The sequence below is a fragment of the Microbacterium sp. GXF0217 genome (assembly GCF_054798195.1).
Map to the genome: position 1 here is coordinate 84,767 of NZ_JBSJZG010000006.1, position 26,989 is coordinate 111,755.

At 68.9% G+C, this 26,989-nt stretch carries 30 protein-coding genes; 13 read left to right on the forward strand and 17 right to left on the reverse strand.

Features of this window, described 5'->3' with window-relative positions; all coding sequences use genetic code 11:
- The first annotated feature begins 26 nt into the window (after window positions 1-26).
- From ACWAT3_RS13240 to ACWAT3_RS13250, 3 genes are all read left to right on the forward strand, one after another.
- A complete protein-coding gene (locus ACWAT3_RS13240) occupies window positions 27-1,259 on the forward strand; it encodes an alanine racemase (RefSeq protein WP_460799124.1) in 1,233 nt (410 codons plus the stop codon).
- On the forward strand, window positions 1,256-2,569 hold the full coding sequence (locus ACWAT3_RS13245) for a D-arabinono-1,4-lactone oxidase (RefSeq protein WP_460799126.1): 1,314 nt from the start codon (window positions 1,256-1,258) through the stop codon (window positions 2,567-2,569). Before ACWAT3_RS13240 ends, ACWAT3_RS13245 begins: the two co-directional genes overlap by 4 nt.
- Window positions 2,570-2,637: 68 nt before the next feature.
- Window positions 2,638-3,207, forward strand: coding sequence for a LemA family protein (locus ACWAT3_RS13250; protein ID WP_460799128.1), 570 nt, complete (start codon window positions 2,638-2,640; stop codon window positions 3,205-3,207).
- On the opposite strand, the gene ACWAT3_RS13255 is transcribed toward ACWAT3_RS13250, so the two are convergent.
- Complete coding sequence (locus tag ACWAT3_RS13255) at window positions 3,204-4,466, reverse strand: winged helix-turn-helix domain-containing protein (protein WP_460799130.1); 1,263 nt, start codon at window positions 4,464-4,466, stop codon at window positions 3,204-3,206. The two genes, ACWAT3_RS13250 and ACWAT3_RS13255, sit on opposite strands and share 4 nt — an antisense overlap.
- A gap of 51 nt (window positions 4,467-4,517) precedes the next feature.
- On the opposite strand from ACWAT3_RS13255, the gene ACWAT3_RS13260 reads away from it, so the two are divergent.
- Entirely contained in the window at window positions 4,518-5,711 is a 1,194-nt protein-coding gene (locus ACWAT3_RS13260) for an AI-2E family transporter (RefSeq protein ID WP_460799132.1), read from the forward strand.
- Window positions 5,708-6,937, forward strand: coding sequence for a threonine ammonia-lyase (gene ilvA, locus ACWAT3_RS13265; protein WP_460799134.1), 1,230 nt, complete (start codon window positions 5,708-5,710; stop codon window positions 6,935-6,937). Before ACWAT3_RS13260 ends, ilvA begins: the two co-directional genes overlap by 4 nt.
- Before the next feature lie 33 nt (window positions 6,938-6,970).
- Here the strand turns inward: ilvA and greA are convergent, their stop codons facing one another.
- Window positions 6,971-7,459, reverse strand: coding sequence for a transcription elongation factor GreA (gene greA, locus ACWAT3_RS13270; protein WP_460799136.1), 489 nt, complete (start codon window positions 7,457-7,459; stop codon window positions 6,971-6,973).
- Window positions 7,460-7,554: 95 nt separating this feature from the next.
- Window positions 7,555-7,941, reverse strand: a complete 387-nt coding sequence (locus ACWAT3_RS13275; RefSeq protein ID WP_460799137.1) for a DUF4307 domain-containing protein — start codon at window positions 7,939-7,941, stop codon at window positions 7,555-7,557.
- A 68-nt stretch (window positions 7,942-8,009) separates the two neighbouring features.
- Here ACWAT3_RS13275 and ACWAT3_RS13280 point away from each other — a divergent pair, with 68 nt between their 5' ends.
- On the forward strand, window positions 8,010-8,321 hold the full coding sequence (locus tag ACWAT3_RS13280; RefSeq protein ID WP_460799139.1) for a hypothetical protein: 312 nt from the start codon (window positions 8,010-8,012) through the stop codon (window positions 8,319-8,321).
- 12 nt (window positions 8,322-8,333) lie between these two features.
- On the opposite strand, the gene ACWAT3_RS13285 is transcribed toward ACWAT3_RS13280, so the two are convergent.
- The 7 genes from ACWAT3_RS13285 to trhA all read right to left on the reverse strand — a co-directional run bounded on the left by ACWAT3_RS13285 (window position 8,334) and on the right by trhA (window position 14,160).
- Window positions 8,334-9,101 (reverse strand): SDR family NAD(P)-dependent oxidoreductase, encoded by a 768-nt coding sequence (locus ACWAT3_RS13285; protein WP_460799141.1) that lies wholly within the window; start codon window positions 9,099-9,101, stop codon window positions 8,334-8,336.
- On the reverse strand, window positions 9,102-9,575 hold the full coding sequence (locus ACWAT3_RS13290; protein ID WP_460799142.1) for an S-ribosylhomocysteine lyase: 474 nt from the start codon (window positions 9,573-9,575) through the stop codon (window positions 9,102-9,104).
- Between the two features lie 33 nt (window positions 9,576-9,608).
- A complete protein-coding gene (locus ACWAT3_RS13295) occupies window positions 9,609-10,775 on the reverse strand; it encodes a pyridoxal phosphate-dependent aminotransferase (RefSeq protein ID WP_460799144.1) in 1,167 nt (388 codons plus the stop codon).
- Window positions 10,772-11,431 carry a methionine ABC transporter permease gene (locus tag ACWAT3_RS13300; RefSeq protein ID WP_460799145.1) on the reverse strand — a complete coding sequence of 220 codons (660 nt, stop codon included), beginning with the start codon at window positions 11,429-11,431 and terminating at the stop codon, window positions 10,772-10,774. The genes ACWAT3_RS13295 and ACWAT3_RS13300 overlap by 4 nt, the downstream gene beginning before the upstream one ends.
- Window positions 11,428-12,474, reverse strand: coding sequence for a methionine ABC transporter ATP-binding protein (locus tag ACWAT3_RS13305; RefSeq protein ID WP_460799147.1), 1,047 nt, complete (start codon window positions 12,472-12,474; stop codon window positions 11,428-11,430). The genes ACWAT3_RS13300 and ACWAT3_RS13305 overlap by 4 nt, the downstream gene beginning before the upstream one ends.
- Window positions 12,474-13,322 carry a MetQ/NlpA family ABC transporter substrate-binding protein gene (locus ACWAT3_RS13310; RefSeq protein ID WP_460799149.1) on the reverse strand — a complete coding sequence of 283 codons (849 nt, stop codon included), beginning with the start codon at window positions 13,320-13,322 and terminating at the stop codon, window positions 12,474-12,476. The genes ACWAT3_RS13305 and ACWAT3_RS13310 overlap by 1 nt, the downstream gene beginning before the upstream one ends.
- A gap of 103 nt (window positions 13,323-13,425) precedes the next feature.
- Window positions 13,426-14,160: a PAQR family membrane homeostasis protein TrhA gene (trhA, locus tag ACWAT3_RS13315; RefSeq protein WP_460799150.1), complete on the reverse strand. Its 735-nt coding sequence runs from the start codon at window positions 14,158-14,160 to the stop codon at window positions 13,426-13,428.
- Between the two features lie 94 nt (window positions 14,161-14,254).
- Between trhA and ACWAT3_RS13320 the strand changes: the two genes are divergently transcribed.
- From ACWAT3_RS13320 to ACWAT3_RS13330, 3 genes are all read left to right on the forward strand, one after another.
- Complete coding sequence (locus ACWAT3_RS13320; RefSeq protein ID WP_460799152.1) at window positions 14,255-15,037, forward strand: isoprenyl transferase; 783 nt, start codon at window positions 14,255-14,257, stop codon at window positions 15,035-15,037.
- A 32-nt stretch (window positions 15,038-15,069) separates the two neighbouring features.
- Window positions 15,070-16,197, forward strand: coding sequence for an aminotransferase class V-fold PLP-dependent enzyme (locus tag ACWAT3_RS13325; protein WP_460799154.1), 1,128 nt, complete (start codon window positions 15,070-15,072; stop codon window positions 16,195-16,197).
- 160 nt (window positions 16,198-16,357) lie between these two features.
- The gene (locus ACWAT3_RS13330; RefSeq protein ID WP_460799156.1) at window positions 16,358-17,707 is read left to right on the forward strand and encodes a PhoH family protein; all 1,350 of its coding nucleotides are present in this window, start codon (window positions 16,358-16,360) and stop codon (window positions 17,705-17,707) included.
- Window positions 17,708-17,767: 60 nt separating this feature from the next.
- On the opposite strand, the gene ACWAT3_RS13335 is transcribed toward ACWAT3_RS13330, so the two are convergent.
- The 5 genes from ACWAT3_RS13335 to xseA are packed head-to-tail and all read right to left on the reverse strand — an operon-like array spanning window position 17,768 to window position 22,046.
- Window positions 17,768-19,189, reverse strand: coding sequence for a class II fumarate hydratase (locus ACWAT3_RS13335; RefSeq protein WP_460799158.1), 1,422 nt, complete (start codon window positions 19,187-19,189; stop codon window positions 17,768-17,770).
- Window positions 19,186-19,860: a carbonic anhydrase gene (locus tag ACWAT3_RS13340; protein ID WP_460799159.1), complete on the reverse strand. Its 675-nt coding sequence runs from the start codon at window positions 19,858-19,860 to the stop codon at window positions 19,186-19,188. The genes ACWAT3_RS13335 and ACWAT3_RS13340 overlap by 4 nt, the downstream gene beginning before the upstream one ends.
- Window positions 19,857-20,504 (reverse strand): DUF4245 family protein, encoded by a 648-nt coding sequence (locus ACWAT3_RS13345; RefSeq protein ID WP_460799162.1) that lies wholly within the window; start codon window positions 20,502-20,504, stop codon window positions 19,857-19,859. The genes ACWAT3_RS13340 and ACWAT3_RS13345 overlap by 4 nt, the downstream gene beginning before the upstream one ends.
- A complete protein-coding gene (locus tag ACWAT3_RS13350; RefSeq protein WP_460799164.1) occupies window positions 20,501-20,740 on the reverse strand; it encodes an exodeoxyribonuclease VII small subunit in 240 nt (79 codons plus the stop codon). Before ACWAT3_RS13350 ends, ACWAT3_RS13345 begins: the two co-directional genes overlap by 4 nt.
- A 28-nt stretch (window positions 20,741-20,768) precedes the next feature.
- Window positions 20,769-22,046 carry an exodeoxyribonuclease VII large subunit gene (gene xseA / locus ACWAT3_RS13355; protein ID WP_460799166.1) on the reverse strand — a complete coding sequence of 426 codons (1,278 nt, stop codon included), beginning with the start codon at window positions 22,044-22,046 and terminating at the stop codon, window positions 20,769-20,771.
- Window positions 22,047-22,136: 90 nt separating this feature from the next.
- On the opposite strand from xseA, the gene ACWAT3_RS13360 reads away from it, so the two are divergent.
- The 3 genes from ACWAT3_RS13360 to ACWAT3_RS13370 all read left to right on the forward strand — a co-directional run bounded on the left by ACWAT3_RS13360 (window position 22,137) and on the right by ACWAT3_RS13370 (window position 24,746).
- A complete protein-coding gene (locus tag ACWAT3_RS13360; RefSeq protein ID WP_460799387.1) occupies window positions 22,137-23,189 on the forward strand; it encodes a 4-hydroxy-3-methylbut-2-enyl diphosphate reductase in 1,053 nt (350 codons plus the stop codon).
- Window positions 23,186-23,950, forward strand: a complete 765-nt coding sequence (locus ACWAT3_RS13365; RefSeq protein ID WP_460799168.1) for an IclR family transcriptional regulator — start codon at window positions 23,186-23,188, stop codon at window positions 23,948-23,950. The genes ACWAT3_RS13360 and ACWAT3_RS13365 overlap by 4 nt, the downstream gene beginning before the upstream one ends.
- 256 nt (window positions 23,951-24,206) lie before the next feature.
- A complete protein-coding gene (locus ACWAT3_RS13370) occupies window positions 24,207-24,746 on the forward strand; it encodes a DUF6264 family protein (protein WP_460799170.1) in 540 nt (179 codons plus the stop codon).
- Window positions 24,747-24,754: 8 nt separating this feature from the next.
- Here the strand turns inward: ACWAT3_RS13370 and ACWAT3_RS13375 are convergent, their stop codons facing one another.
- Entirely contained in the window at window positions 24,755-24,940 is a 186-nt protein-coding gene (locus tag ACWAT3_RS13375) for a DUF1918 domain-containing protein (protein WP_460799172.1), read from the reverse strand.
- Between the two features lie 90 nt (window positions 24,941-25,030).
- Here ACWAT3_RS13375 and ACWAT3_RS13380 point away from each other — a divergent pair, with 90 nt between their 5' ends.
- A complete protein-coding gene (locus ACWAT3_RS13380; RefSeq protein ID WP_460799173.1) occupies window positions 25,031-26,269 on the forward strand; it encodes a hypothetical protein in 1,239 nt (412 codons plus the stop codon).
- On the opposite strand, the gene ACWAT3_RS13385 is transcribed toward ACWAT3_RS13380, so the two are convergent.
- Window positions 26,247-26,915 carry a DUF4822 domain-containing protein gene (locus ACWAT3_RS13385; protein ID WP_460799174.1) on the reverse strand — a complete coding sequence of 223 codons (669 nt, stop codon included), beginning with the start codon at window positions 26,913-26,915 and terminating at the stop codon, window positions 26,247-26,249. The two genes, ACWAT3_RS13380 and ACWAT3_RS13385, sit on opposite strands and share 23 nt — an antisense overlap.
- Between the last annotated feature and the right edge of the window lie 74 nt (window positions 26,916-26,989).

Sequence of the window (26,989 nt, forward strand, 5' to 3'; positions counted from 1 at the left end):
CGGACCCGACGTCATAAGGTGGGGGAGTGCTCGATCTCATCGACGAACAGGCAGCTCCTTCCACGCGCCCGTGGGAGGATCCGGCGCGCTGGTGGCCGCAGCTCAGCGCGGCCACAGCCCACCTGCCCGCTCCCGTCGCGGTCATCGATCTCGACGCGCTGCGTCACAACGCGATGGACCTGCTGGTGCGCGCCGGCGGCATCCCGATCCGCGTCGCATCGAAGTCCGTCCGCGTCCGTGCCGTCCTCGACGCGGTGCTGCGGATCCCGGGTTACCAGGGCATCCTCGCGTTCACACTCGACGAGGCGCTCTGGCTCGCCGAGACCCACGACGACATCGTCGTCGGCTACCCGAGCGTCGATCGAACTGCGATCGCGCGCCTCGCGCAGGACGAGTCCGCGGCGTCCCGTGTGACGCTCATGGTGGACGACCCGGCGCACCTCGACCTCATCGACGCGGTCGCCGCACCGCACACGCGGGCCGAGATCCGTGTCGCGATCGATGCGGATGCGTCCTGGCGCTCTTCCACGCTCGGCCACATCGGCGTGCGTCGATCGCCCTTGTTCACCGCCGACGATGTCGCCCGCTTCGCGAGGGCGATCGTGCAGCGGGACGGATTCCGCCTCGTCGGCCTGCAGATGTACGAGGCCCAGATCGCCGGGCAGGGGGACGACGCCGGTCCGGATGCGCCGGTGATCCGCTTCGCCCAGGCGCGGTCGCGCGACGAACTGCGCGGCCGCCGTGCGGCGATCGCCGACGTCCTGCTCGACATCGCACCGCTCGAGTTCCTCAACGGCGGAGGGACCGGATCGCTCGAGTTCACCGGCAGTGACGAATCCGTCACCGAGGCGACCGCGGGCAGCGGCCTGTTGGGCGGTCACCTGTTCGACGGCTATCGCTCGTTCCAGCCGGCCCCGGCATCCGCCTTCGCCTTCGACGTCGTGCGCCGACCGACGGCCGACATCGTGACGGTCCTCGGCGGCGGCTGGATCGCCTCGGGGCCCGCTGTCGCCTCGCGGCAGCCGCGCCCGGTCTGGCCGGCCGGCCTGCACACCCTGCCCAGGGAAGCGGCCGGCGAAGTGCAGACGCCCCTGCAGGGCCGATCGGCGTCCCGGCTGCGCATCGGCGATCGTGCCTGGTTCCGGCATGCGAAGAGCGGCGAACCGGCCGAACGGATCGACGCGTACCACCTCGTCTCCGGCGACCAGGTGATCGACCAGCTGCGCACGTACCGCGGCGAGGGAAAGGCATTCCTGTGACACGACTCGGCGGCAGCTGGCAGAACTGGGCGCGTTCCGCGTCCGTCACCCCGAGCCGGGTGGAGCGCCCGCGCTCGCCCGAAGGCGTCCAGCGCGCCGTGCAGGCCGCGGCGGCGCAGAATCTCCCGATCAAGGCGGTCGGCGCCGGGCACAGCTTCACCGGCATCGCCGTCGCACCGGGCGTTCTGCTCGATCTGAGCGACCTGCAGGGTCTGGTCTCCGCGGATGCCGCGACCGGGCGCGCCACCTTCCTCGCCGGCACTCGGCTGCATCGGATTCCGGGGATGCTGGCGCCCTTCGGGCTGGCGATGGAGAACCTCGGCGACATCGATCGCCAATCGATCGCCGGGGCCGTCTCCACCGGCACCCACGGCACCGGCGCGCGCTTCGGCGGAATCGCGACGCAGGTCGTCGGCGCGGTCATGATCACCGCGGCGGGGGAGTTCCTCCAGGTGAACGAGACCGAGAACGCCGATCTCCTCCCGGCGATCGCCTTGGGCCTCGGCGCCCTCGGCATCCTCGTGGAGATCACTCTGCAGTGCGTTCCCGCCTTCGTGCTGCATGCCGTCGATGAGCCGGCGCCACTCGAGGATGTGCTCGCCACGCTCAGCGACCGCGTCGCCGCGTACGACCACTTCGAGTTCTACTGGTTCCCGCACACGGAGGTGGCGCTCACCAAGCGGCAGGAGCGGATGCCGGAGTCCACGCGGCGCCAGCCGCTGCCGGCGTTCGGACGATGGGTCGATGAGACGCTGCTGTCGAACACGGTCTATCGCGCAGTGTGCGCGACGGCGCAGGTGGTTCCCGCGATCTCTCCGCGCTTCAACCGCTTCGCCGTTCAGGTCACCGGCGATCGCGAGTACACCGATCGGTCTCACGCCGTGTTCACGCAGCGCAGAGCAGTGCGCTTCCGCGAGATGGAGTACGCGCTCCCGGCGGAGAACGTCGTCGCAGCCTTCCGAGCGGTCCGCGAGCTGATCGCCCAGCGGGGGTGGCGCATCGAGTTCCCGATCGAAGTGCGTTTCGCTGCGGAGGACGACCTCTGGATGTCGACGGCGCACGGTCGCGCGACCGGATACATCGCCGTGCACCGCTACTGGCGTGCTGATCCGACCGAGTACTTCAACGCCGTGGAGGACATCCTCGTCCAGCACGGGGGGCGCCCGCACTGGGGCAAGCTGCACACGCGAGATGCGGCGCAGCTGCGCGCGAGCTACCCGCGATTCGATGATTTCCTGGCCGTACGCGACCGCCTGGATCCCGAGCGCAGGTTCGGGAATCGACACCTCGGACGAGTGCTCGGAGACTGAGCGTCGTCCAGTCGATGCGCAGACTGCGCGACTAGGATGAAGGAAATCTGCGGAAGGGGTGGCCTCCCATGTGGGAATGGCTTGTGCCGGTACTGATCGTCGTCGGTGTCATCGTGATCGTCGGCATCTACCTGTGGGCGACCTACAACTCCCTCGTGCAGCTGAACGTGCGCGTGGACGAGGCGTGGAGCGGCATCACCGTCCAGCTCAAGCGCCGGGCCGACCTCATCCCGAATCTCATCGAATCGGTCAAAGGCTACGCCTCGCACGAGAAGGCGGTGTTCGAGAACGTCACGCGCGCCCGCGCCGAGACGCTGTCCGCATCCAGCCCCGGTGAGGCCGGGATCGCCGAGGGACACCTGCAGCAGGCGCTCAAGAGCCTGTTCGCGGTCGCCGAGGCGTACCCGCAGCTGCAGGCCAGCCAGAACTTCCTCCAGGTGCAGCATGCGCTCGTCGACACCGAGGACAAGATCCAGGCCGCGCGCCGGTTCTACAACGGCGGGGTGCGCGAACTGAACACCAAGATCAAGGTGTTCCCGAACAACCTCTTCGCGCGTGGACTCGGATTCACCGAGCGCGAATTCTTCGAGGTCGCGGACGGCACGACGATCTCCGAGCCGCCGCGCGTGCAGTTCTAGGACGTCGTCTGCCGCTCGTGCTCGTGCCGGTCTGACACGACACCGCCGATCGCTTTCAGCGCGTCGGCGATGGCATCCGTCGCGTCGCCCCATGCCGATACGGTGATGCGCTCGAGACCTTGCCATGTGGCCGCGCGGGCCAGTTCCTCGGCGATCGCCGCGGCATCCTCTGCTCGGCCGGCCGGCTCCCACCAGGCGGACTGGACGCGCAGCGCCGACACCGCGCGATCAGCCTTGAGGTCGACCCTGGCAGCGATGCGGTCGTCCACGAGCACGGGGAGCGAGTAGTAGCCGTAGCGGCGCTTGTGCGCCGGGACGTAGATCTCGATCCGGTAGTCCAGCTCGAACGCGCGCAGCGCGCGATCGCGGAACCAGACGACGGGGTCGAACGGGGTCAGCAGCGCCGTCGTCTGCACGCGTCGGGGCAGTACGGCATCCCGATGCCGCCAGGCCGACAGCGGGCGCCCTGCGCGCTCCCAGCCCCGTACGGCGACCGGGACGAGTTCACCGGCATCCACGAGCTCGGTGATGGCCCGGCGCACCCCAGGACGGTCGCGCAGCCGGTGGTAGTCGGCCAGATCGGACTCCGTCGCGACTCCAGACGATCGCGCGGCGCGGCGCACCAGTTCGCGGAAGGCGTCATCACGAGCGACCGGGCGTCCGAGCACATCGGCGGGGATGACCTGTTCGGCCAGCGCGTAGCTGCGCTCGAAACCGCGGCGGCCGCTGATCGCGACGTCGCCCGTGCGCCACAGGTGCTCCAGGGCGAGCTTCACGTCATCCCAGTCCCACCAGGTCCCGCGTTCGCGCGGCGCATCCTCGCGCAGGTCGGCGGGGCGCAGCGGCCCGCGCGCACGCAGTTCGTCCGTGACCCAGTCGATCGTGCGCTGGTTGCTGCTCAGCCAGGAGTCGGGGTCGCGTTCCCAGCGGCGCCGGAAGTCCGTCATCCGGAAGTCCCACAGCCCCCAGTCGGATGCCGCGATGAACGTCGCCTCGTGCGCGAGGTACTCGACGTAATGGGTGGTGCGGGCGTGGAAGATGCGCTCGAACAGAGCGGCCTCGTAGGGGCCGAGGCGGGAGTACAGCGGCATGTGGTGCGACCGGACGAACACGTTGACGGAGTCGATCTGCAGAACGCTCATCCGCTCCATCGCGGAGTGCACATGCCGCGCAGTGACGGTCGCCGGGCGCCGCCGGGTGAAGCCCTGCGCAGCGAGCGCGATGCGCCGGGCCTGGGTGGCGCTGAGAATCTCTGACACGTGGGTCAGCGTAGCGTCGGGGTCGGACACCGCCGCGCGTAGACTGACGGGATGACCGACGAGAAGCGCCCCCGCAAGCGGGACCTTCTGTGGGGTGCGATGCCGACCGACCGCACGGTCACCACGGATACCGACCGGGCCGTGCCGTTCGGACTGCGGGTCACCGCAGCGTACGCCTGGCGTCTGCTGCTGGTCGCGGCGGCCGCTGGCGTGATCATCTGGGTCGTCATCCAGTTGAAGCTGCTCGTCATCCCGCTGCTGATCGCGATCCTGATCTCGGCGCTGCTCTCACCGGCCGTCGGCTGGATGCTCCGGCATCGCGTACCGCGATGGCTCGCCATCGTGATCGCCATGATCGGCACGCTCGCGATCGTCGCCGGGCTGCTCTCGCTCGTGATCTGGCAGGTGTCTCGGCAGTGGGAGAAGGTGCGCGACAGCACGGCCGACTCCATCGACAGGCTGCGCCAGTACCTCATCGACGGTCCGCTGCACCTCTCGGCCGCGGAGATCCAGTCGTACATCGATCAGGCCTTCGTCTTCCTCCAGCAGCAGGTCGACCTGCTGTGGTCCGGAGCGCTCGCGATCGGCACCACCGCCGGCCATGTCGTGACGGGGGCCGTGCTGGCGCTGTTCATCCTGATCTGCCTGCTCGCCGACGGCGCGGGGATCTGGCGCTGGGCCCTCAAGATCTTCCCGCGCAGTGCGCGCCCGGCCACCGCGGCCGCGGCGCGGAACGGCTGGGACACGGTCGTCAACTACACGCGCACGCAGCTGCTGGTCGCCACGATCGACGCGATCGGCATCGGCCTCGGCGCCTTCCTGCTCGGCGTCCCGCTCGCGATTCCCGTGGCGGTCCTCGTGTTCCTCGGCGCGTTCGTGCCGATCGTCGGAGCCGTCGTGACCGGTGCTGTGGCGGTGTTCCTCGCGCTCGTCTACAACGGCCCGTGGATCGCCTTCTGGATGCTGGTGGTCGTGCTCGGCGTCCAGCAGATCGAGGGACACATCCTGCAGCCGATCCTGATGGGCTCCGCTGTCAAGGTGCACCCGCTCGCCGTCGTGCTCGTCGTCGCCGGCGGCACGATGATCGCCGGCATCCCCGGCGCCCTGTTCGCCGTGCCGCTGGCCGCATTCGTCAACGTCGTCGCCGTGACGCTCAGCAGCGGGTCGTGGCGCACCGGCGACGATCCGCACGGAGACCTGATCTGGAGTACAGTGCCGCGCGAGCGGCGACGGAGGATTCAATGAGCACAGCCCCCAGCCTGGCCGAGTTCGAAGAGGCCGCGCAGGGCCTGGCGGGTGTGATCACACACACTCCGACCCTGCCTTCGCGAGCCCTGACGGACGTCTTCGGCGCGCCCGTTCTGTTGAAGATGGAGAACCTGCAGCGCACCGGCTCGTTCAAGATCCGGGGAGCCGCCCACCGCCTGTCCGGGCTGACGGCGGAAGAGCGGGCACGCGGCGTGGTCGCGGCATCCGCGGGCAACCACGCCCAGGGCGTGGCGCTGGCGGCGCAGGCGCTGGGGATCCCCGCCACGATCTTCATGCCGCTCGGCGTTCCGGTGCCCAAACTCCTGGCGACGCGCGGATACGGCGCCGATGTCGTGCTCGAGGGCGAGACCGTGGCGACGTCGCTGCGCCTGGCCGCCGAGTTCGCGGAGCGCACCGGTGCCGTGATGATCCACCCGTTCGATCACCGCGACGTCGTGATCGGCCAGGGCACGCTCGGGCTGGAACTGCTTGAAGACGCGCCCGACCTCGACACCGTGCTCGTCGGCATCGGCGGGGGAGGGCTCATCGCCGGCATCGCGTCGGCCATCAAGGCGAAGGCGGCCGAATCCGGTCGCAAGGTTCGCATCATCGGCGTTCAGGCCGAAAACGCCGCAGCGACCGTCGCGTCTCTCGAAGTCGGTCACCGCGTGGCGATCGAGACCCGCCCGACGATCGCCGACGGCATCCTGGTCGCAGAACCGGGGGCCGTCCCGTTCGAGATCATCCAGGACCTCGTCGACGAGGTCGTCACCGTCAGCGACGATGACATCGCCCGTGCCCTGCTGGTGCTGCTCGAGCAGGCGAAGGTCGTCGTGGAGCCGGCCGGCGCCGTCGGCGTCGCCGCGATCCTGGCGGGCAAGATCCGGCCGACCGGCACGACCATGGCTGTGCTCTCCGGGGGCAACATCGATCCGCTGCTGCTGCAGCGCGTCGTGGCGCACGGTCTTGCGGCATCCGGGCGTTACCTGACGATCCGCATCCCGCTGCCCGACCGCCCCGGTCAGCTCGCGCGCGTCTCCGAGCTCGTGTCGCAGGCCGGCGCGAACGTCATGGAGGTGCTGCACACCCGGCACGGGCAGGGTCTGCAGATCAACGAGGTGGTGCTGCAGCTGAGCATCGAGACGCGGGGGGCGGAGCACACCGAGCTCACGCTCGACACGCTCCGCCAGGCCGGCTACGACCCGATGGTCGTTCCGGACTAGGCGCCGTGCCCGCTCTGGGCACGGGGAGGCGGATCAGCCGGCGTACGTCTCCACGCCGGTGATCTCGACCGAGATGGCGCGGCCGTTCGGGGCCTCGTAGCTGGTCTTCTCGCCGACCTTGAGGCCGAGGATCGCCTGGCCGAGCGGGCTGGCCTCGCTGTAGACGTCGAGGTCGCTGCCGACCGCGATCTCACGGCTGCCGAGAAGGAAGACCTCTTCGCCGCCGGCGACGACAGCAGTGACGACCGTTCCGGGCTCGACGATGCCTCGGCTGGCCGGAGCCTCGCCGACCTTGGCCGTCTTCAGCAGCTGCTCGAGCGTGCGGATGCGCGCCTCCTGCTTGCCCTGCTCGTCCTTGGCGGCGTGGTAGCCGCCGTTCTCCTTGAGGTCGCCCTCTTCGCGTGCGGCCTCGATGCGCTTCGCGATCTCCTCGCGACCGGTCGTGGCGAGATGCTCGAGCTCGGCGACGAGTCGATCGTAGGCTTCCTGCGTGAGGAACGGGACCTGAGCGTCTGCGGACACAGCGTGCTCCTTTGTTCTCGCGCCTGGCAAGGCGCACCGGGATATACCAAGACGCCCCGGCGATCGTGCCGGGGCGTCAGTTGTCTGAGGCGAGTCTATGCGACCCAGCAGGCGTTGACCAAACCCGTGGTCGCCCCGGAGACGGTCCTCACCTGCTCGGTGAAGGCCCTGCTGTGCTCTTCGGATGCGGGGATCTCGACGATCTTCCAGCCGACCACGCCGAACTCCTCATCGAGTGCTTCGATGGCGCATGCGATGTCCTTGCCGGCGACGCCGCTGACCTGGAAGCGGACCTCGACAGTGAACTGATCGGTCACTTCGAAGCCGAGGTCGTCCGAGTCGACCGTGTTCATCGACTGCGCCAGGTTCGACCACGCGAGGTACCCGACGACGACGGCCGCGAGCACGATGGCGATGATCCACGGGAGCCGGCGACTGCGGGTGCGCCCGTAACGGGCATCGAGTTCCTTGGCGGTCGTCACGGGGTGCGTCTTTCGGTCGTTAGGCTGGTCTTTACAGGTTATGCGACCTGCGCAGGAAAGGCGGCCACATGCTGGTTCTGTTCGGCTCAGAGGCTCCGATGCCGACTCCTTCGATGACGGTGAACCCGGATGATGTGACTCCCGGCTTCGTCGGGTTCGCGGCGATCGTGGTCGTGCTCATCGCCGTCGTGCTGCTGATCCTGGACATGAACCGCCGCATCCGCCGGGTCCGGTACCGCGAAGAGGTCCGCGAGGAGCTGGATGCCGAAGAGGCGGCCGCCCGCGAGAGCGAGGCCGGCGCGACGCAGGCTCAGACCGAGACCGCGCAGCGCGAGACGGGTCCGGATGCCGCGCCGGACGAGGGCGACCCGAAGTCCTGACGGACACCGGGCTCAGTGCATCGTCATCCCACCGGTGACGTTGATGCCCTGGCCCGTCATGTAGCTCGCCAGATCGCTCGCCAGGAACAGGGCGACGCCGGCGACATCCGCGGGGGTGCCCGTCCGTCCGAGCGGAACCTGCGAGCGGTCCTCCGCGGCCACCTCGTCCGCCGTCATGCCTCGGATCGCACCGCCTTCGATTCGCTCGCGATGCTTCATCGGCGTCTCGATGATGCCGGGGCAGATCGCATTGACGGTGACGCCGCGCGGCGCGAGCTCGGTCGCCATCGTCTTCGTCACTCCGAGCACCGCGTGCTTCGAGGCGACGTAGGCGGTCATGCCGCGGTAGCCGTTCTTGCCCGCCTGGGACGAGATGAAGACGATGCGGCCCGTCCGCCTCTGCTCGACCAGATGTGCGGCCACGTGCTTCGCCACCAGGAACGATCCCTTGGCATTGACGTCGAGGTTGAGGTCCCACTGCGCCGACGTGGTCTCGGTCGCGAAGCCGAGCGTCGAGGTCCCCGCCGCCGTCACGACCGTCTCGATCGTGCCGACGCGTGCGGTGATCTCTGACACGACGGCGGCCACGGCATCCTCGTCCGTCACATCCAGCCGGACGGTCCACGTTCCCTGCGGGCCGTGCTGCAGCCCTTCCGGCAACGACAGGTCGGCGCTGACGACCGTCGAGCCCTCGCTGCGGAAGGCGTCGGCGATCCCGGCACCGATGCCGCTGGCGCCTCCGGTGACGAGGACGACGCGGCCGCGGAGCTCGTCGAACACTCAGACCCCCGTGCGGGTGAACGCGTCGAGGCTGATGCCCTGCTCGAGGATGCGCTTGGACCACTCCCGCGCGCTGTGCAGGCTGTGGTCGCGGTAGTTGCCGCATTCGACGGCGGAGACGCCCGGCACGTCATCCCACTCCGCCTTCTCGGCGATGAAAGCGAGCCCAGCGGTGATCGCGGTCACGACGTCGGGGACCGACGGCTCGCCCCAGGTGATGAGGTGAAATCCCGTGCGGCATCCGAACGGAGAGATATCGATGACGCCGTCCAGATGGTCGCGCAGAACGCTGGCGAGCAGGTGCTCGATCGTGTGCAGACCCGCCGTGGGGATCTCGCCCTCGTTCGGCTGCACGAAGCGCAGGTCGAAGTTCGAGATCGCGTCGCCCTTGGGGCCGCGTTCGGTGGCGATCAGTCGCACGTACGGCGCGTGGACAGCGGTGTGATCGAGGGTGAAGCTTTCGACTTCTGCCATGGGATTCTCCTTGCTGGTGGGGTGTTTCGGATTCTACGGAAGTCGTATGCTCCCGGGGGCGCCGAGACGGTCGACGAGCTCGGCGAGACGATCGAGGGGATGGACCAGCGCGAGGCGGACGAATCCGCGGCCGCGGTCGCCGAAACCACTGCCAGGGGCGACGGCGATACCGCGTTCGGCGAGCAGACACGTCGCGAGGACGACGTCGTCGACGCCACCGGTGGCGATCCAGACGAAGAACGTCCCGTCCGCCGGACGCACGTCCCAGCCGCGTGAGCGCAGCCCGTCGACGACGAGGTCGCGCCGTTGGCGGTAGACGTCCACCAGCGCGTCGGCGGCGCTCTGATCCCCGGCCAGCGCCGCGGCCGCGGCATCCTGGGTCGCTCCGAAGATGGTGCTGAATGCCTGGGCCTGGTACCTGCGCATGATGCTGACGATCTCGGCGGACCCGGCGGCGAAGCCGATCCGCCATCCGGCCATGTTGTAGGTCTTGGACAGCGTCGAGACCTCGACGGTGCGCTCGGCGTCGACGCTGAGTGCGGACAGCGGCCGCCGCTCGAAGCCGAGCGACGAGTAGGCGAAGTCGTGGATGAACACCGCGGAGAGGCGGTGCGCCTCGATCGCGGCATGTTCGAACGTCTCCGACGTCGCGGTCGCCCCGGTGGGATTGTGCGGGTAGTTCAGCACAATGGCAGCCGCATCCTGGATATCCGCCAGCGCGGACCACTCCGGTTGATGCGCGCGTGCCGGATCGAGCGGGAGCAGACGCAGGTGCGCTCCGGCGAGAGTCGCTGCGCTCGCGTAGGCGGGATAGCCGGGATCGGGCACGACGAGAGTCGACCCTGGATCGGCGAGCCCGAGAACGGCCGCCATGAGCGCCTCGTGCGAGCCGTGGAACGCGGCAACCTGGGTCAGAGGATCGAGGTCGACTCCGTGGTCCTGACGGTAGCGCAGGGCGATGGCTTCGGCGAGAGCGGGTCGGGTCCCGTAGGCCGGGTATCCGTGATTGCCCGGTTCCGCCGCGGCATCCTGCATCGCACGCACGATGTGCGGTGGTGTGGGCAGATCGGGGTTCCCCTTGGAGACGTCGATGACGTCCACGCCGTTGGCCCTGGCTGCGGCGACCGCGGCATCCAGAGCACCGAAGAAGTTCGCCGGGAGCGCGCTGACGCGCGCGGCTGGCGCGATCGGACCGGTCACCGGCGCCGCAGCTTCCGCGCGAGGCGGGTTCCGAAGAGCTGGATCAGCTGCACGATCAGCACCAGGGTCACGACGGTGATGAGCATCGTGAACGCGTCGAATCGCTGGTACCCGTAGCTGATCGCCAGGTCGCCGATGCCACCGGCGCCGACCGTTCCCGCCATCGCGGTCGCGTCGAGCAGTCCGATGGTCGCCGTGGTGAGAGCGAGCACGAGCGATCCGCGGGCTTCGGGCAGCAGGAAACGGGTGAAGATCTGAACCGGCGTCGCGCCCATCGACTTCGCGGCTTCGACGATGCCCTCGGGGACCTCGAGCAGGGAGTTCTCCACGAGGCGGGCGATGTACGGGGACACCATGATCGTCAACGGCACCAGGGCGCCGTTGACGCCGATGGATGTGCCCATCACGAGCCGGGTGAAGGGGAGGATCGCCACGAGCAGGATGATGAACGGCAACGAGCGCACGACGTTGATGAAGGCGTTCAGCAGGAACGACACCGCCCGGTTCGGCAGGACGCCGCCCTGGCGGACCACGACGACGGCGATGCCGAGCAGGATGCCGAGGATCGATCCGATGAACAGCGCGATGCCCAGCATGTAGAGGGTCTCGCCGAGCGCTTCGAGGAAGAGCTCGGGGGTCAGGAGAGTGTCGATCATGTGCGCACCTCCTCGATGCTGACGATCCGTTCCGCCAGGTACGCGAACGCGTCGTCGCGCTGCGTCTCTGCGCCTTCGACCTGGATGATCATGTGCCCGACGGTGCGCTCCTGGATGTCGGTCATGTCGGCGTGGAGGATGTTGACCTCGAGCCCGAAATCGCGGATCAGCGCGCCGACGATCGGCGTCGTCACCTCTTCGTCCAGGAATCGCAGCCGCCAGAGAGGATGCCCGCCGACGGCGCGGAGAACGCGCTCCGGCAGCTCCTGCGGGATCACCGTTCCGACGAACGCCCTGGCGATCGGAGTGCGGGGGTGGACGAAGACGTCCATGACCGAACCCTGCTCGACGACGCGACCGCCCTCCATCACCGCGACGGCGTGGCAGAGGTCCTTGATGACGTCCATCTCGTGGGTGACCACCAGGATCGTGGTGCCGTACTGCTCGTTCACGCGGCGCAGCAGGTCGATGATCTGCAGCGTCGTCGACGGATCCAGTGCGCTGGTCGCCTCGTCGCAGAGAAGCACGGCGGGCTGTCGGATGATCGCCCGCGCGATCCCGACTCGCTGCTTCTGACCCCCGGAGAGCTGGCCTGGGTACGCCGACAACCGCCCGCCGAGCCCGACGAATTCGAGCGCTTCGGTCGCTCTGGCCTGCGCCTGCGCGCGGCCGACGCCGTCGAGACGCAGAGGCATCGCGACGTTGTCGAGCACGGTGACGGTCTCCAGCAGTTGGAACTGCTGGAAGATCATGCCCGTGCTCTTGCGCGCGGTGCGCAGCTGCGCCGTCGTGAGATTCGCGAGATCGACGCCGTCCACGTGCACGGAACCCTCGGTCGGCAGGTCGAGCGCGTTGACCAGTCGGATCAGCGTGCTCTTGCCGGCACCGCTGTGGCCGATGACTCCGAAGATCTGACCTCGGGGGATGCTGAGATCCACGCCGTCCAGCGCGACGACGGCGTCGCCGTCGCGTCCGAAGCTCCGCGACACCCCGTCGAACCGGACGGCGACGTCCAGGGGGCCGTCGCCGTGCTCCGCCGTCATCAGTCGGCCAGAGCGGCGGGGATGTTGTAGCCGTCGTACGTCTCGTCGGAGGCGAGGTACTCGGCGAACTCATCCGACTCGTACGCTGCCTTGAGCGCTTCTGCCCACTCGGCATCCGCGTTGGCCTCGTCGACCGCGACGATCACCGAGAACTCGTCGGTCAGATCCTCGAGCTCGATCGCATCGGTCAGCTTCAGGCCGCCGGAGACGATGAAGTTGCCCTGGATGACGCTGTAGTCGACGTCCTGCAGCGCGGCGACCTGCTGCGCGTTCTCCATCTCGACGAACTGGAGGTCGTTCGGGTTCTCCGTCACGTCCTGAAGGGAGGCGGTGGCCGGATCGATCGTGTCGGAGAGACCGACGAGATCGAGATCTTCGAGCAGCTTGAGGGCGCGGTACTGGTTGGACGGCTGATTGGGCACGGCGATCGTCGATCCGGTGCCGAGGTCGTCGAGGTCGGACTTCTTGCCGCCGAACAGGCCCATCGGGGGAGTCGGCACCTGGACGAGCGCGGTGTTCGTCAGGCCCTCCTGCGCATTGATCGCGTCCATGTACACGGTGTGCTGCATGATGTTGGCGTCGATCTCGCCATCGCTCACCGCGACGTTGACGATCACACCATCAGTGAAGTCGCTCGATTCGATCGTGTAGCCGTCGGCCTCGAGGATCGGCTGGATGCCCTCCTGGAACATCTCCAGGTAGGGGCCGGGGTTGAAGCCGATCGTGATGGTCGTGTTCTCGGTCTCGGTTTCCGCGGAGTCATCGGATGCCGCGCCGGCGCATCCGGCGATCAGAACAGCGGTTCCCAGCGATGCTGCCAGGGCGAGGAGACGGACGGGACGGCGCATCACAGAGACCTCCGGAGAGATGAACGGGTAGATCTCCGACGCTATCCGGGCGTCTGCACGCCAGGCGCATCGTGTTACGCAGCGTGACCGCAGCCGCGGTCGCTCAGCCGGGTAGTCCCAGAGAGGGGGAGTACGGCTGCAGCGCGATCAGCAGGCACGCGGTCCAGTGGCACAGGAAAGCGAGCACCGTGCAGACGTGGAAGATCTCGTGGAACCCGAAGCGCCCAGGCCAGGGGTTGGGCTTCTTCAGCGCGTAGACGATCGCGCCCCCGGTGTACAGCAGCCCGCCCGCGATCACGAGGATCATCATCGTGACGTTCGCACGGAGCAGATCGGGCATGTACATCACAGCCGCCCACCCGAGCAGCAGATACAGTGCGACGTACAACCACCGCGGTGCGTTGATCCAGAAGACGCGGAACAAGATGCCGAGCAGCGCACCGCTCCACACCAGAACGAGAAGGAGGACGCCCTTCTGCGGGTCGAGAGCGAGCGTCGCGAGCGGGGTGTACGTTCCGGCGATCAGCAGCAGAATGTTCGCGTGGTCGATGCGCTTCAGGACGATCTTGGTCCTCGGGCCCCAATCGAAGCGGTGATAGAGCGCCGAATTGCCGAACAGGAGCAGCGACGTGGCCATGAACACCGCCGCCGACCACTTGGCCGGTGCACCCTGCGCGAGCACGATCAGGACGACACCGGCGGCGATCGCGACCGGGAAGGTGCCGGCGTGAATCCAGCCTCGCCAGGTCGGTCTGATCTCGACATCGGCGTCGGCCGCTGCTGCATCGAGCAGCGGCAGCTGGGGGACATCCGGAGTGTTGGCTGCGCGTCGGCTCACGTGCTCACTCTAGGCCGCCGGGCATTCCGCGAGCAGTACATACCCTGGGCGATCGCACAGCGCTGAACGAGAGCGAGCACGGTAGCGTAGGGACGTGAACGCACGCGCGAGCGAGGGCCGGGGGCCGCTGTACCGGCTGTACGGTCGGCGTCTCCGCCGGCAGCTCGAAGCGGCTCCGGTTCCGCATCACGTCGCGATGATGATCGACGGCAACCGTCGCTGGGCCAGGCAGCTGGGGCTCGGGTCGCCCGCGGACGGGCATCGCGCCGGAGCGGCGAAGATGCGGGAGTTCCTGGGGTGGTGCGATGAGCTCGGCATCCCGGTCGTCTCGCTCTACCTCCTCTCCAGCGACAACCTGCTCAAGCGGGACTCGAAGGAGATCGCCGATCTCATCGAGATCATCGCCGAACTCGCCGACGCCATTTCGCGCGAGCCGAACTGGCGGGTCAAGCACGTCGGCCGCGCCGACATCCTGCCGTCCGAGCTCGCCAGGGTCCTCGCGGATGCCGAGGTGCGCACGAAGGATCACACCGGACTCCACGTCAACCTCGCGGTCGGCTACGGCGGGCGCAACGAGATCGTCGACGCGGTGCGCAGCATCATCGGCCAGCACAACGCCTCCGGAGGGACGCTCGAGGATCTCGCGGCCCAGCTGACCCCCGAGATGATCGGCGAGCACCTTTACACGACGGGGCAGCCGGATCCTGATCTCGTGATCCGCACGAGCGGCGAGCAGCGGCTGAGCGACTTCCTGCTCTGGCAGAGCGCCCACAGCGAGTTCTACTTCGTGGAGGCGCTCGGGCCGGACCTCCGCGAGATCGACTTCCTCCGCGCGATCCGCGACTACGCCGGCCGCGACCGGCGCTTCGGCCGCTGACGCGCGACACCTCCACGTGGCAGGATGAGCCGGTGAGCGCTTTCGAAGACTTCCTCGCCACGTTCGACGTGGAGCCCGGGTACCTGAACTGGGCCGCGAACGGTCCGTTGTCGCCCTCCGTGCGGGCTGAAGTGTTCGCTGACGCCGATCTGCTCGGCAGCGGGCGTCCGTCATCGCTGGCACTGGTCGCCGACCGGATCGTCCAGGCCAAGGAGACGGCCGCCGATCTGCTCGACGTCCCCGCAGGGGAACTCACCGTGCAGCCGTCAGCGACGCACGGCCTGATGCACGCGTTCTTCGGACTCGACGGTGCGGTGATCGCATCGCGTGCTGAGTTCCCGAGCATCGCGCTCACCCTGGAGCGCGCAGCGCACGCCTCGCACGGCGCGCTGGCGGCGCGCTGGATCGATCCGCTCGACGGCCACGTGACGCCGGATGCCGTCGTGGATGCGCTGGATGACGAGGTCTCCGCCCTCGCCGTGAGCCACGTCGACTTCCGCACCGGGTTCCGCGCAGACCTGGCGGCGCTGCGTGAAGCCATCGGGCCGGATCGCCTCCTGATCGTTGACGCTGTGCAGTCGTTCGGCATCGTGGAGGACGACTACGCCGTCGCCGACGTCGTGGTCGGCCATGGCTACAAGTGGCTCCGCGCTGGGCGCGGCACCGGGTTCGCCCGATTCTCCGCGGCGGCACGCGAGCGGATCACCCCGGTGCTCTCGGGCTTCGGCGGTGTCGGGGGTCCGCTTCCGGTCGACGAGCTGCCGGCCCCGGCATCCGATGCCAGCGCCTTCACCGTGAACGGACCCGATCAGCTCGCCGTCGCGCGTCTGGCCGTCGGGCTCGGCGACGTGCGGGAGGCCGGTGTCGCTCGGATCGAGGAGGCGATCGCCGAGCACGTCGACGCGATCCTCGAGATCGCGGATCGCCACGGCATCCCGGTCCGAAGCCCGAGGGACCGCGCACAGCGCGCCGGCATCGTGACCCTGGCCCCGGAGCACCCGGCGTCGCTGTCCGCGGCGCTCGTGAACGCCGGCGTCGTCGCGACGACGCGCGGTGACGCCGTGCGCGTGGCGCCGCACGCGGGAACCACAGCCGACACGCTGCGGATGCTGGATGACGCGATCGCATCCGCAGGCAACGAGAAGTTCACCAGCGCGTAACGTGCCTTTCGCGTGTCGGGTGCGTCCGATGCCTCTTCGCGGTCGTACCTTCTAGGCATCGGGCACGGTGCCCGGTCGGGTCGGCCTTCAGGTACACGACTCGTGGCCCAGGTCGACTCGAGGCAATAGCCGGGAGACAGTCCCGGGTCGGGAGTGGGTCGTGACCACACGTACAGCGCAGAAGCAGTCCCGCAACAGCACCGAGGAGCAGCCGGCAACGGATCTGCGGACCTATGTGCTCGACACCTCGGTCCTGCTGAGCGATCCGCAGGCGTTCTTCCGGTTCGCCGAGCATTCGATCGTCCTCCCGGTGGTCGTGATCACCGAGCTCGAGGGCAAGCGGAACGATCCGGAGATCGGCTATTTCGCGCGGCAGGCGCTGCGCCACCTGGACGAGCTGCGCATCGAGCACGAACGACTGGACTTCCCGGTACCCATCGGCGACGGCGGCACCTTCCGCGTCGAGCTCAACAACACCAGCGGGGACATCCTGCCCAGCGGCATCCGACTCGGCGACAACGACAGCCGCATCCTCGCGGTCGCGATGCACCTGTCGCAGGACGGTCTGGACGTCACGATCGTCTCGAAGGACCTGCCCATGCGCGTCAAGGCGGCCTCGCTCGGTCTGCAAGCGGAGGAGTACCTCGCGGAGCAGGCCGTCGACTCCGGGTGGACCGGCATCTCGACGCTGGATCTGTCCGGCGACGAGATGAGCGATCTGTATGAGAGCGAGGTCGGCACGAGCGAGCAGGCCATCGGGCTTCCCGTGAACACCGGGCTCATCATCCACTCCGAGCGCGGATCCGCACTCGGGCGCGTCACGAGCGACGGCGAGTACAAGCTCGTCCGCGGCGACCGCGAGGTCTTCGGAATGCACGGACGCTCGGCCGAGCAGCGCATCGCGATCGACCTGCTGCTGGACCCCGACGTCGGCATCGTCTCACTCGGCGGACGTGCGGGCACGGGCAAGTCCGCGCTCGCGCTGTGCGCCGGCCTGGAAGCGGTGCTCGAACGGCAGCAGCAGAAGAAGATCATCGTCTTCCGCCCGCTGTTCGCCGTCGGTGGTCAGGAGCTCGGCTACCTGCCCGGTGACCAGGGCGAGAAGATGGGCCCGTGGGGACAGGCGGTGTTCGACACGCTCGGATCCGTCGTCTCGGGCAACGTGCTGGAAGAGGTCGTGGACCGCGGACTGCTCGAGGTGCTGCCGCTGACGCACATCCGCGGCCGCTCGCTGCACGACGCGTTCGTGATCGTGGACGAGGCGCAGTCGCTCGAGCGCAACGTCCTGCTGACCGTGCTGAGCCGGATGGGCCAGAACTCCCGCGTCGTGCTCACCCACGACGTCGGACAGCGGGACAATCTGCGCGTCGGGCGCCACGACGGCGTCGCGAGCGTGATCGAGACGCTCAAGGGACACGACCTGTTCGGGCACGTGACGCTGATGCGCTCCGAGCGCTCGGCGATCGCGGCGCTCGTGACGGAGTTGCTGGAGGGCGGCGAGCTCAGCTGACGCCGGGCGGAAACGACGGATGCCGCGGCCCTGAGGTCGCGGCATCCGTCGTGTGCGGGCTCAGCCCGGGTGGGTCATCGAGAGCAGATCGAGCTTCTCGTCCAGCTGCTGCTCGGTGAGCTCCCCGCGCTCGACGTAGCCGAGGTCGATCACGGCATCGCGCACCGTGATCCCCTTCGCGACCGCGTGCTTGGCGATCTTGGCGGCGGCCTCGTAGCCGATGAGCTTGTTCAGCGGCGTCACGATCGACGGGCTCATGCCCGCGAACGCGGCCGCACGGTCGAGGTTCGCCTGCAGGCCGTCGATCGTCTTGTCGGCGAGCACGCGGGACGCGTTCGCGAGCAGGCGGATCGACTCGAGCAGCGCCGTGCCCATGACAGGGATCGCCACGTTGAGCTCGAAGGCACCGGAGGCGCCGGCCCACGCGACCGTCGCGTCGTTGCCGATCACACGCGCGCAGACCATCAGCACGGCCTCGGGCACGACCGGGTTGACCTTGCCGGGCATGATGGACGAACCGGGCTGCAGGTCGGGGATGTGCAGTTCGCCGAGCCCCGTGTTCGGGCCGGAACCCATCCAGCGCAGGTCGTTGTTGATCTTCGTCAGCGACACCGCGATCGTGCGCAGCGCACCGGATGCCTCGACGAGGCCGTCCCGGTTGGCCTGCGCCTCGAAGTGATCCTTCGCCTCGGTGATCGGAAGCTCGGTCTCGGCTGCGAGCAGCGCGATGACCTTCTGCGGGAATCCGAGCGGCGTGTTGATGCCGGTCCCGGTGGCGGTGCCGCCCAGCGGCACCTCGGCGACACGGGGGAGGGCGGACTGCACGCGCTCGATGCCGAGCCGCACCTGACGCGCGTATCCGCCGAACTCCTGGCCGAGGGTGACCGGCGTCGCATCCATGAGGTGGGTGCGACCGGACTTGACCGCGTCCTTCCACAGCTCCGCCTTCGCCTCGAGTGCGACGGCGAGGTGGTCGAGCGAGGGGATGAGCGTGTCGATCAGCGCCTGCGTGACGGCGATGTGCACCGAGGTCGGGAAGACGTCGTTCGACGACTGCGACGCGTTCACGTGGTCGTTCGGGTGCACGGCCGAACCGAGGATGCCCGTGGCGAGGGTGGCGAGCACCTCGTTCATGTTCATGTTCGAGGACGTGCCGGAGCCGGTCTGGTACGTGTCGACCGGGAACTCGCCGTCGTGCGCGCCGGAGGCCACCTGGTCGGCGGCGGCGGCGATCGCGTCGGCGATCGCCGCGTCGAGGGTGCCGAGCTCCTTGTTCGCCAGTGCGGCGGCCTTCTTGATCCGGGCGAGCGCGGCGATCTGCGTGGACTCCAGGCCCTTGCCCGAGATCGGGAAGTTCTCCACCGCGCGCTGCGTCTGCGCGCCGTAGAGCGCGTTCACGGGCACGCGGACTTCGCCCATCGTGTCGTGCTCGATGCGGTAATCCGGCGCGTTGTCGCCGCTGCGCTGGTGCGATTCGGTCACTTCGATTCCTCCTGGTTCGCGGAAGCGCCTGTGCTCCCGGTGTCGATGCCCACCGTGATGACGGGCACGGCCGTGCCCTCGGCGAGGCGGTAGTTCGCGCCGATGATGCCGAGGCGTCCCTCGGCCACCGCGTCGCTGATCAGCTCGGACGACTGCAGCAGGTTCGCCACGGTGTTGCGCAGGTGCTCGCGTCCGACGAGCTCGGCGTCGATGTCGGCCGGCTCTGCGCCGCCGTGCTCGGCGAGCACCTTGCGGGCCGCGGGGATGATCGGCGCGATGAGCTTCCAGATGTGCGGGGGAAGCGGTGCCGCGTCGATCGCGGTTCCGTCGATCGCGGCCTTCACTGCGCCGCACGAGTCGTGCGCGAGCACGACGATCAGCGGAACCTTCAGCACCTCCACTGCGTACTCGAGGCTTCCTACGATGGACTCGCCGATGACCTGGCCGGCGTTGCGGACCACGAACAGGTCGCCCAGTCCGAGATCGAAGATGATCTCGGCGGAGAGCCGCGAATCCGAGCATCCGAACAGGGTCGCGATCGGGCTCTGCCCGTCCGCGAGCTCGTGGCGCTTCTCGACATTCTGGTTCGGATGCTGCGGTTCACCGTCGACGAAGCGACGGTTTCCCTCCCGCATCTCCTGCCAGGCCTGGTTCGGGGTCAACACGGTCATTCGGCCTCCTCGGCGGCGGTGATCTGAGAATCCAGGGTTTGGGCGAACTCGGCCATCGAGTCCGCCGAACGTGAGCCGAACAGCAGAAGGTAGTCGTCGCCGGCCTGCGTGCCCAGCGCGTACGTGACGTTGGCTGATCCGCGGTCGCCGATGTCGTACACATCCCATTCGCGGCCGTCGATCGTCATGCTCGAGGTCGGAGCGAAGCCGTCGAGCATCTGCGGCGCCCAGGAGGCGTCGGCGTCGAAGGCCTGGGCGATGCGGATGAACCCGCGCTCCTCCTCGTCGGCCGGAGCGATCGTCATGTTCCAGACGACGGTGGCCCCGCCGTCGAGCTGCGCGACGTTCACGCGCCAGAAGTCGTCCAGCTCGGGCACGATGACGGGGCTCTGCATGGTCGATTCGACGTCGGCCGCGATCCGGTCGACGTCGATCGCCGCGGCCGGAGTCGGCTCGCCGCGCGGGACAGCGAACACGATGACGGCGACGACCGCGACGGTCAGGATCAGCGCGGCGATCAGGTGGCGGAAGGTCTGACTGGAGCGGTAGGCCTGGCTGGAGGCGGCTTTGCGCGCCGCCGTCTCATCCGGCGTCTCCGGCCGTCCGAGCTCGGCGACGATGGGCGCTGCGGGCTTGCGGCTCACGACTCGTCCTCGTCGGATGCCGCGGTGCGCGCCGCGTCCAGACGGCGCTTCGCGCCGAGGAGCCACTCCTCGCAGCGGGCGGCAAGAGCCTCGCCGCGCTCCCACAGTGCGAGGGACTGCTCGAGCGTCGGCGCACCCTGTTCGAGCTCGGCGACGACGCGGACGAGCTCATCGCGCGCGGCCTCGAACGACAGCGTTTCCACAGGGGTGTCGGTCGGCGCAGTCACGCCTTCCATCCTACGTCGTCGGTCGACACGCGCCGATTCAGGCGCCTTCCGCGATCTCGCCCTCGGAGCGCATCGCCACCGACCCGCGGTCGACCGTGAGAGTCACGGCGGTCCCGGCCGGAGCATCCGCGGCATCGCGCAGGATCACGCCGCCATCGAGGTGAGCGATCGCATAGCCGCGAGCGAGCGTGGCTGCGGGCGACAGCGCCCGCAGCGACGCTCGGAGCTCGGCAGTCCGGCGCCCGGCGTCGTCCACGCGGCGCGCGACGATGTCGCGGCCGCGGGCGGCGAGCAGCAGCACCTCCTGGGCGCGGGCGTCGATGATGTGATCGGGGGAGCGCAGCACCGGCCGCGAGCGGAGCTGATCCAGCTGCGCGATGTCATGCGAGACACGCTGCGTCAGCCGGCTGGTCGCCCGCGAGCGCAGCTGCGCGATCAGCGCACGCTGCTCTCCGACATCCGGCACGACGCGCTTGGCGGCGTCGGTGGGTGTGGAGGCGCGGAGGTCCGCGACGTCGTCGAGCAGCGGACGATCGTTCTCATGGCCGATCGCAGAGACGATCGGGGTGGATGCCGCGGCCACCGCGCGAACGAGCCGCTCGTCGCTGAACCCGAGCAGGGTCTGCGGGTCGCCTCCACCGCGGGCGATGATGATCACGTCGACGTCGGGGTCGGCATCCAGCTTCGCCAGGGCGGCGAGCGTGTCGGGCACGCACCGGTCGCCCTGCACCGCGGCGTGCTCGGTACGGAACCGCACGGCGGGCCAGCGCAGCTCCGCGTTGCGGTGCACGTCCTTCTCGGCATCCGATCGCTCGCCGGTGATCAGACCGATGACGTGGGGGAGGAACGGCAGGGGCCGCTTGCGGGAGCCGTCGAACAGCCCCTCCTGGCGCAGTTGCGCTCGCAGCTTCTCGAGGCGCTCGAGCTGATCCCCGAGACCGACATGCTTCATCGCCGACACCGTGAAGCTGAAATCTCCGGCCTTGATGAAGTAGTCCGCCTTGACTGCGGCGACGACGTGGTCGCCGACACCGAGGTCATCCGGGATGCGGCCGCGCACACTCGACCAGATCCGCAGGGAGATCTGCGCATCCGAACGCGTGTCCTTGAGTCGCGCGAAGACGTTGCCTGCCCGCATGTTCCACGACGTGATCTCGCCTTCCACCCACACGGTGTTCCAGCGGGCGATGAAATCGCGGATTGTCGTGTTGAGTCGCGCGACGGAGGTCGGAGTATCGGCCGTGGAGTCCTTGGGAGCCACCGCGTCCGCTGGGGGAGCCTCGCCGGCGACGGGCTCGGCCTCGAAGACGGTCATCCTGCTCCTCCTGTCGGCGGCTCGCCCAGCCTCGTCCCATCCACCCGGCCGTAGAATCGAGGGGTGAGCCAGACAGCCGTGCCCCTTTCCATGCCGCGTATCCCGCGAGCGCGGCGCGCCGCGCTCCAGGATAACCCGGTCGACGGACACAAGCGGGTGCTCCTCGCCGCTCCGCGCGGGTACTGCGCCGGTGTCGACCGCGCGGTGGTCGCCGTCGAGAAGGCGCTCGAGCGCTACGGCGCTCCGGTGTACGTGCGCAAGCAGATCGTGCACAACATCCACGTCGTGACCGAGCTCGAGGACAAGGGCGCGATCTTCGTCGACGAGGTCGACGAGGTTCCCGAGGGCGCACACGTGGTCTTCAGCGCGCACGGGGTGTCCCCGGCCGTCGTGAACGAGGCATCCGAGCGCGGCCTGCACGCGATCGACGCGACCTGCCCGCTGGTGACGAAGGTGCACCGCGAAGCCGTGCGCTTCGCCAAGAACGACTACGAGATCCTGCTCATCGGCCACGAAGGGCACGAGGAGGTCGAGGGCACGGCGGGTGAGGCTCCCGACCACGTCACCGTCGTGAACTCCCCGGAAGAGGCGGAGACCGTCGCGGTGCGCGACCCGTCGAAGGTCGTCTGGCTGTCGCAGACGACGCTGTCCGTCGACGAGACCATGGAGACGGTCAACCGGCTGCGCACGCGCTTCCCCGAGCTGCAGAATCCGCCGTCCGACGACATCTGCTACGCCACCCAGAACCGACAGGTCGCGATCAAGAAGGTCGCCGCCGAGGCGGAGCTCGTGATCGTCGTCGGCTCGGCGAACTCCTCCAACAGCGTCCGCCTCGTCGAAGTCGCTCTGGAGTATGGCGCCAAGGCGGCGTACCGTGTGGACTACGCCGACGAGGTGAAGCAGGAATGGCTCGACGGCGTGGCGACTGTGGGGGTCACCAGCGGTGCTTCCGTCCCGGAGGTGCTCGTCCAGGAAGTCCTCGAGGCCCTGAACGGGGCCGGTTACGCAGACGTTCAGGAAGTGCGCACCGCTGAGGAGGATCTGATGTTCTCCCTTCCCAAGGAACTGCGGCATGATGCCGTGGGGCAGCGTGACGCGCGCGCTCTCGGCGGTCGCACCGCGGACGGCGGCCCGAGTCGGTGAATACGCGTGAGTCCGAGCCCACGCTGATCGGATCGGTTCAGCGCGCGCTCCGGCTGGTGGACATCGTCGCGAACGCGCCCCGGCCGCTGCCGACCAAGATGCTCGCGCAGGCCACCGGACTCACTCTCGGCACGACCTACAACCTCGTCCGCACGCTGATCCATGAGGGATACCTGTCCGCGGAGCCGGACGGTCTCGTCCTCGGCGACCGGTTCCCCTCGCTGCAGAGCCCAGCCGACTCCCGCGGGGTGTTCCTGGCGCGCGTGCGCCAGGCGCTGCGGGAGGTGACCGATCAGATCGGTGCGACCGCTTATCTCAGCCGGTTCGACGACGGCGAGATGCATCTGGTCGACATCGTGGATGCTGCGCACAACCCGCGCGTGGAGCTCTGGGTCGGGTTGCAGTCGAGCGCGCACGCGACCGCGCTCGGCAAGCGGATCCTGGCCGACCTCTCCGAAGAGGAACGACTCGACTACCTCGCGAGGCACCGGCTTGAAGAGCTCACCCCGAGGACGATCAGCGATCGGCGGACATTGCTGACGCAGTTGGAGCACTCTCCGGCATGGACCGTGGATGACGAGGAGTACGCGATCGGCAGCACCTGCGTCGCGGTTCCCGTCGTCGCCCCGAACATCACCGCATCACTGGCGGTCTCGCTGCCCGCCGCGCGTGCCGTCGTCGACCGGACGCTCGTGACGGACTTGCAGAACGCCGCGCGGAGGCTGTCGCTGCAGCTCGGGGCCGACGCGCTGGACGACTGAGCCCGCCCCGGCGGCGTTTCAGCATCTGAACACAGAGGGGTGGACCCGTGCCCCTTCGCTTCCTACGATGGGAATCGTAGACGTCTGTCCAACGGCGCTACAGGTGCCAGAGCGTCCCCAGCGCTCGGTGCTTTCGGCGAAGAGCGTCCCCAGCGCTCTCGTCAGCGGCCCCGGGGTGTCCCCACACCACCGGGGCCGTCGCTTTCCGGGTGCGATCCTGGGAGCCGCGCTGATCGCGACTGACTAGCATGGCGAGATGAGCGACCAGCGCACCCCGGCCCCGCGGCCCCAGTACGGCGAGTACGCGACGCCGGAGGAGCAGCGCCGTCTCGCAGGCCTTCCCGAACCGGATGCCGTGCCCGTCGTGTCGGAGCAGCCAGTGCCACAGGCAATGCCCGCGGCGCCAGCAGCACCCGCTCGCCAGGGGAACGCCGACCGCATCGTCACGATCGCGCTGCTCGCCTACGGTCTCGTCAACGTCGTGATGTCAGCCATCTCGTATCTCGATCTGCCGACGGTCCTGCAGCAGAGCATGGACATCCTCGGCATCGAGGGCGACTTCACGAACTTCGCATCAGCGCGGCTCTGGGGCGGCATCGCCGCCGTGGTCCTGGTGATCGGCTACGCGCTCACGGTGCTCGTCGCCTTCCGCCGGCTGCGCGTCGCGAAGCGGTCGTGGTGGGTGCCGCTCGTCGGCGCGGTCGTGACCATGATCCTCGTCACGATCTGCATCATGATCCCGATGATCGGCGACCCGACCTTCGCCGCATACCTTCAGACCGGCGGAATCGGCTAGCCAGAGGCTCAGTCGCGCGATCTGATGTGCGCGTCCGGGCCGGGGAACAGGACGCCTTCGTGGCCGTCATCCCAGCGCACCAGGTACGGCGGGGCGCCGTCGTCGCCGTGGACCTCGACGATGATTCCCTCTCGCCGGGGGCTCGAGTCCGTGCGCCCCTCGACGATCAGGTGATCTCCGGGTTGTGCATGCATCATCCCCCACCTCACTTCGCCATGGCTGCTCTTCCACGATCCTCCGCATGCCCGGTCGTGCGCAAGCGGGGCACGGGTACTGTCGAAGACGTGCCTCATCATTACTTCGGAGTTCGCGTCTCGTATGCCTCGGTCGATCGCAGCGACGGATCGGATCCGCGTGCCGCTGCGCGGAGCGTGCTGTCGAACCTGCGCGTGCTCGCCGCCGTGCGGGACGCGGCAGCTCCCTGGCTCGCACAGGGGGAAGCGCTGCTCGTGATCCCGCTCACAGATGACGGCGAGGTGCTCACGCTGACCGACCAGGACACCATCGCGACGACTCTGACGGCCGATGCGCTGCGGGCGGCGTTCGCGGATGCCGGGTTGACCCTTGGCTTCGCCACCGACGCTCCGGCAGCGGGGATTCCCGCCGATTTCGAGGAGTTCGAGGCCGAGTTCGCGGGCACCTCGGACGACGTCGAGGATGCGGTGCTCGCCGACGGCCCTGACGCGTTCGAGCCGACTCCGGTCGAGGTGGCCGCGTTCTCGCATCGCGGGCCCGCTGTGGCACGCCTTCTCGCTGAGGCGAACCGGACGACCGTCGTGCACGTCGAGGACGGCACATGGTCGCTGCAGCGCTTCCGGACGGCGGATCCGACGGCGGGCTGGGTGTCGACGAGCGCCGAGCTTCCCGTGATCGAGGTCAATCGCACCGAAGCCGGTGACACCTGGATCGAGGTGACGGCGGGATCCGGAACGGTGCCGTTCTGGCCGGACGCCGAGCGCGACACGCAGCCGGTGCTGGATCCCGACGCGATCACGGTGCCAGCGACGGCCGAGGTGTACCGCCGCCTGCTGACCGAGGGAGACGGCGGTCGCGACGAGTTGACCGAGCTCGCGGCCCTCACATCCCTGGACGTCGAAGCCGCCCATCGCGCGCTGATCGCCGAGGCGCTCGGCGGCGTCGTCGGCACCGAGGAGCGTCGTCGCGCGTTCCTTGCCGCCTTCGGGATCCCCGATGCACTGATCCGCCGGGCCTTCGACGGTGCGGATGAGCCGGCAGAGCGGCGATTCGCGCCGGTGGGCTGGCCCGCAGCGATCTGGAACACGCTGGTCGCCGGCGTCGGAGAGCTCGCTCCGGTGACGCGCAGGAACGCGTTCTACCAGCGGGCGGCCGCGGCAGTGCGACGACGACCCGTGCTCGGTCTCGCCCTCTCCGTCGGTGAGCTCGCCTTCGGGCTGTGGGCCACCGGCGGCTTCCGCGGTGCCGCGAAGGGCGTGGGGCTCCTGGCGATCCTCGATGCGATCGGCGGCATCGCCGTCTGGATCACGCGGCTGCTCCGCCGCTGAAGGGCCGACACGCGACGAAGCCCGACGCACGCAGCGCCGGGCCCCACGACAGCTCCGGATCAGCGGGCGTTGCCGTTGTTGACGTGGTGGTCGCCCCCGCCGCGGTGGCCGTCGGCTCCGGGGCCGCGTCCGTCGGTTCCGGGCTCGACGTGGTTCGTACGGGTGTGCACGATGTCGTAGTAGACGCTCGTGTCCGCGGCATCCGGGGACACCCGACGTTCTTGGTGAGCTCCGTGATCGGGACGACGCGCTGGAACAGCACATTGCCCGCGGCATCCTTCGCGTTGATCCAGCGCTCGGAACCGTCGGGCGTCACCGTCCAGTCGCCCTGCAGCTTGGGGCTGTCGTCGAGGTTGTACATCGTGTAGGTGCCGTAGGCGTCGAAGTACGCCCAGCCGACGAAGTTCGACACCGCAGCGTCATCGAGGGCGACGCGGTCGCCGTCCTGGTCGAACGCCCGCGTCGTCTTCCACGGCGTCGAGGCGAGGACGTCGGAGGGCGTCTGCGCCATCCGAACGGAGGCGACGGATGCCGAGGCGGTCGGCACCGCAACTGCGGCCGTCGTGGGGACGATGGCGCCTGTGGCGAGGGCGACTGCGGAAGCGGCGATGACCGAACGGCGGGCGAAGGAAGTGGTGATGTTCATGCGTTCCACGCTACGAATCGCGCCAGGTGCGGCACATCATCCGATCAGCTATCGCTGAGTGCCAGGGTGGCCGA

Bases quoted from the DNA above. Each gene is read 5' to 3' on its own strand.
- ACWAT3_RS13290 (WP_460799142.1), bottom strand. From the start codon at position 9,575: ATGGCAGAAGTCGAAAGCTTCACCCTCGATCACACCGCTGTCCACGCG.
- ACWAT3_RS13370 (WP_460799170.1), top strand. From the start codon at position 24,207: ATGAGCGACCAGCGCACCCCGGCCCCGCGGCCCCAGTACGGCGAGTAC.
- ACWAT3_RS13260 (WP_460799132.1), top strand. From the start codon at position 4,518: ATGACCGACGAGAAGCGCCCCCGCAAGCGGGACCTTCTGTGGGGTGCG.
- xseA (WP_460799166.1), bottom strand. From the start codon at position 22,046: ATGACCGTCTTCGAGGCCGAGCCCGTCGCCGGCGAGGCTCCCCCAGCG.
- ACWAT3_RS13280 (WP_460799139.1), top strand. From the start codon at position 8,010: ATGCTGGTTCTGTTCGGCTCAGAGGCTCCGATGCCGACTCCTTCGATG.
- ACWAT3_RS13385 (WP_460799174.1), bottom strand. From the start codon at position 26,915: ATGAACATCACCACTTCCTTCGCCCGCCGTTCGGTCATCGCCGCTTCC.
- ACWAT3_RS13250 (WP_460799128.1), top strand. From the start codon at position 2,638: ATGTGGGAATGGCTTGTGCCGGTACTGATCGTCGTCGGTGTCATCGTG.
- ACWAT3_RS13310 (WP_460799149.1), bottom strand. From the start codon at position 13,322: ATGCGCCGTCCCGTCCGTCTCCTCGCCCTGGCAGCATCGCTGGGAACC.
- ACWAT3_RS13360 (WP_460799387.1), top strand. From the start codon at position 22,137: ATGCCGCGTATCCCGCGAGCGCGGCGCGCCGCGCTCCAGGATAACCCG.
- ACWAT3_RS13375 (WP_460799172.1), bottom strand. From the start codon at position 24,940: ATGCATGCACAACCCGGAGATCACCTGATCGTCGAGGGGCGCACGGAC.
- ACWAT3_RS13300 (WP_460799145.1), bottom strand. From the start codon at position 11,431: ATGATCGACACTCTCCTGACCCCCGAGCTCTTCCTCGAAGCGCTCGGC.
- ilvA (WP_460799134.1), top strand. From the start codon at position 5,708: ATGAGCACAGCCCCCAGCCTGGCCGAGTTCGAAGAGGCCGCGCAGGGC.
- ACWAT3_RS13340 (WP_460799159.1), bottom strand. From the start codon at position 19,860: ATGACCGTGTTGACCCCGAACCAGGCCTGGCAGGAGATGCGGGAGGGA.
- ACWAT3_RS13305 (WP_460799147.1), bottom strand. From the start codon at position 12,474: ATGACGGCGGAGCACGGCGACGGCCCCCTGGACGTCGCCGTCCGGTTC.
- ACWAT3_RS13350 (WP_460799164.1), bottom strand. From the start codon at position 20,740: ATGGAAGGCGTGACTGCGCCGACCGACACCCCTGTGGAAACGCTGTCG.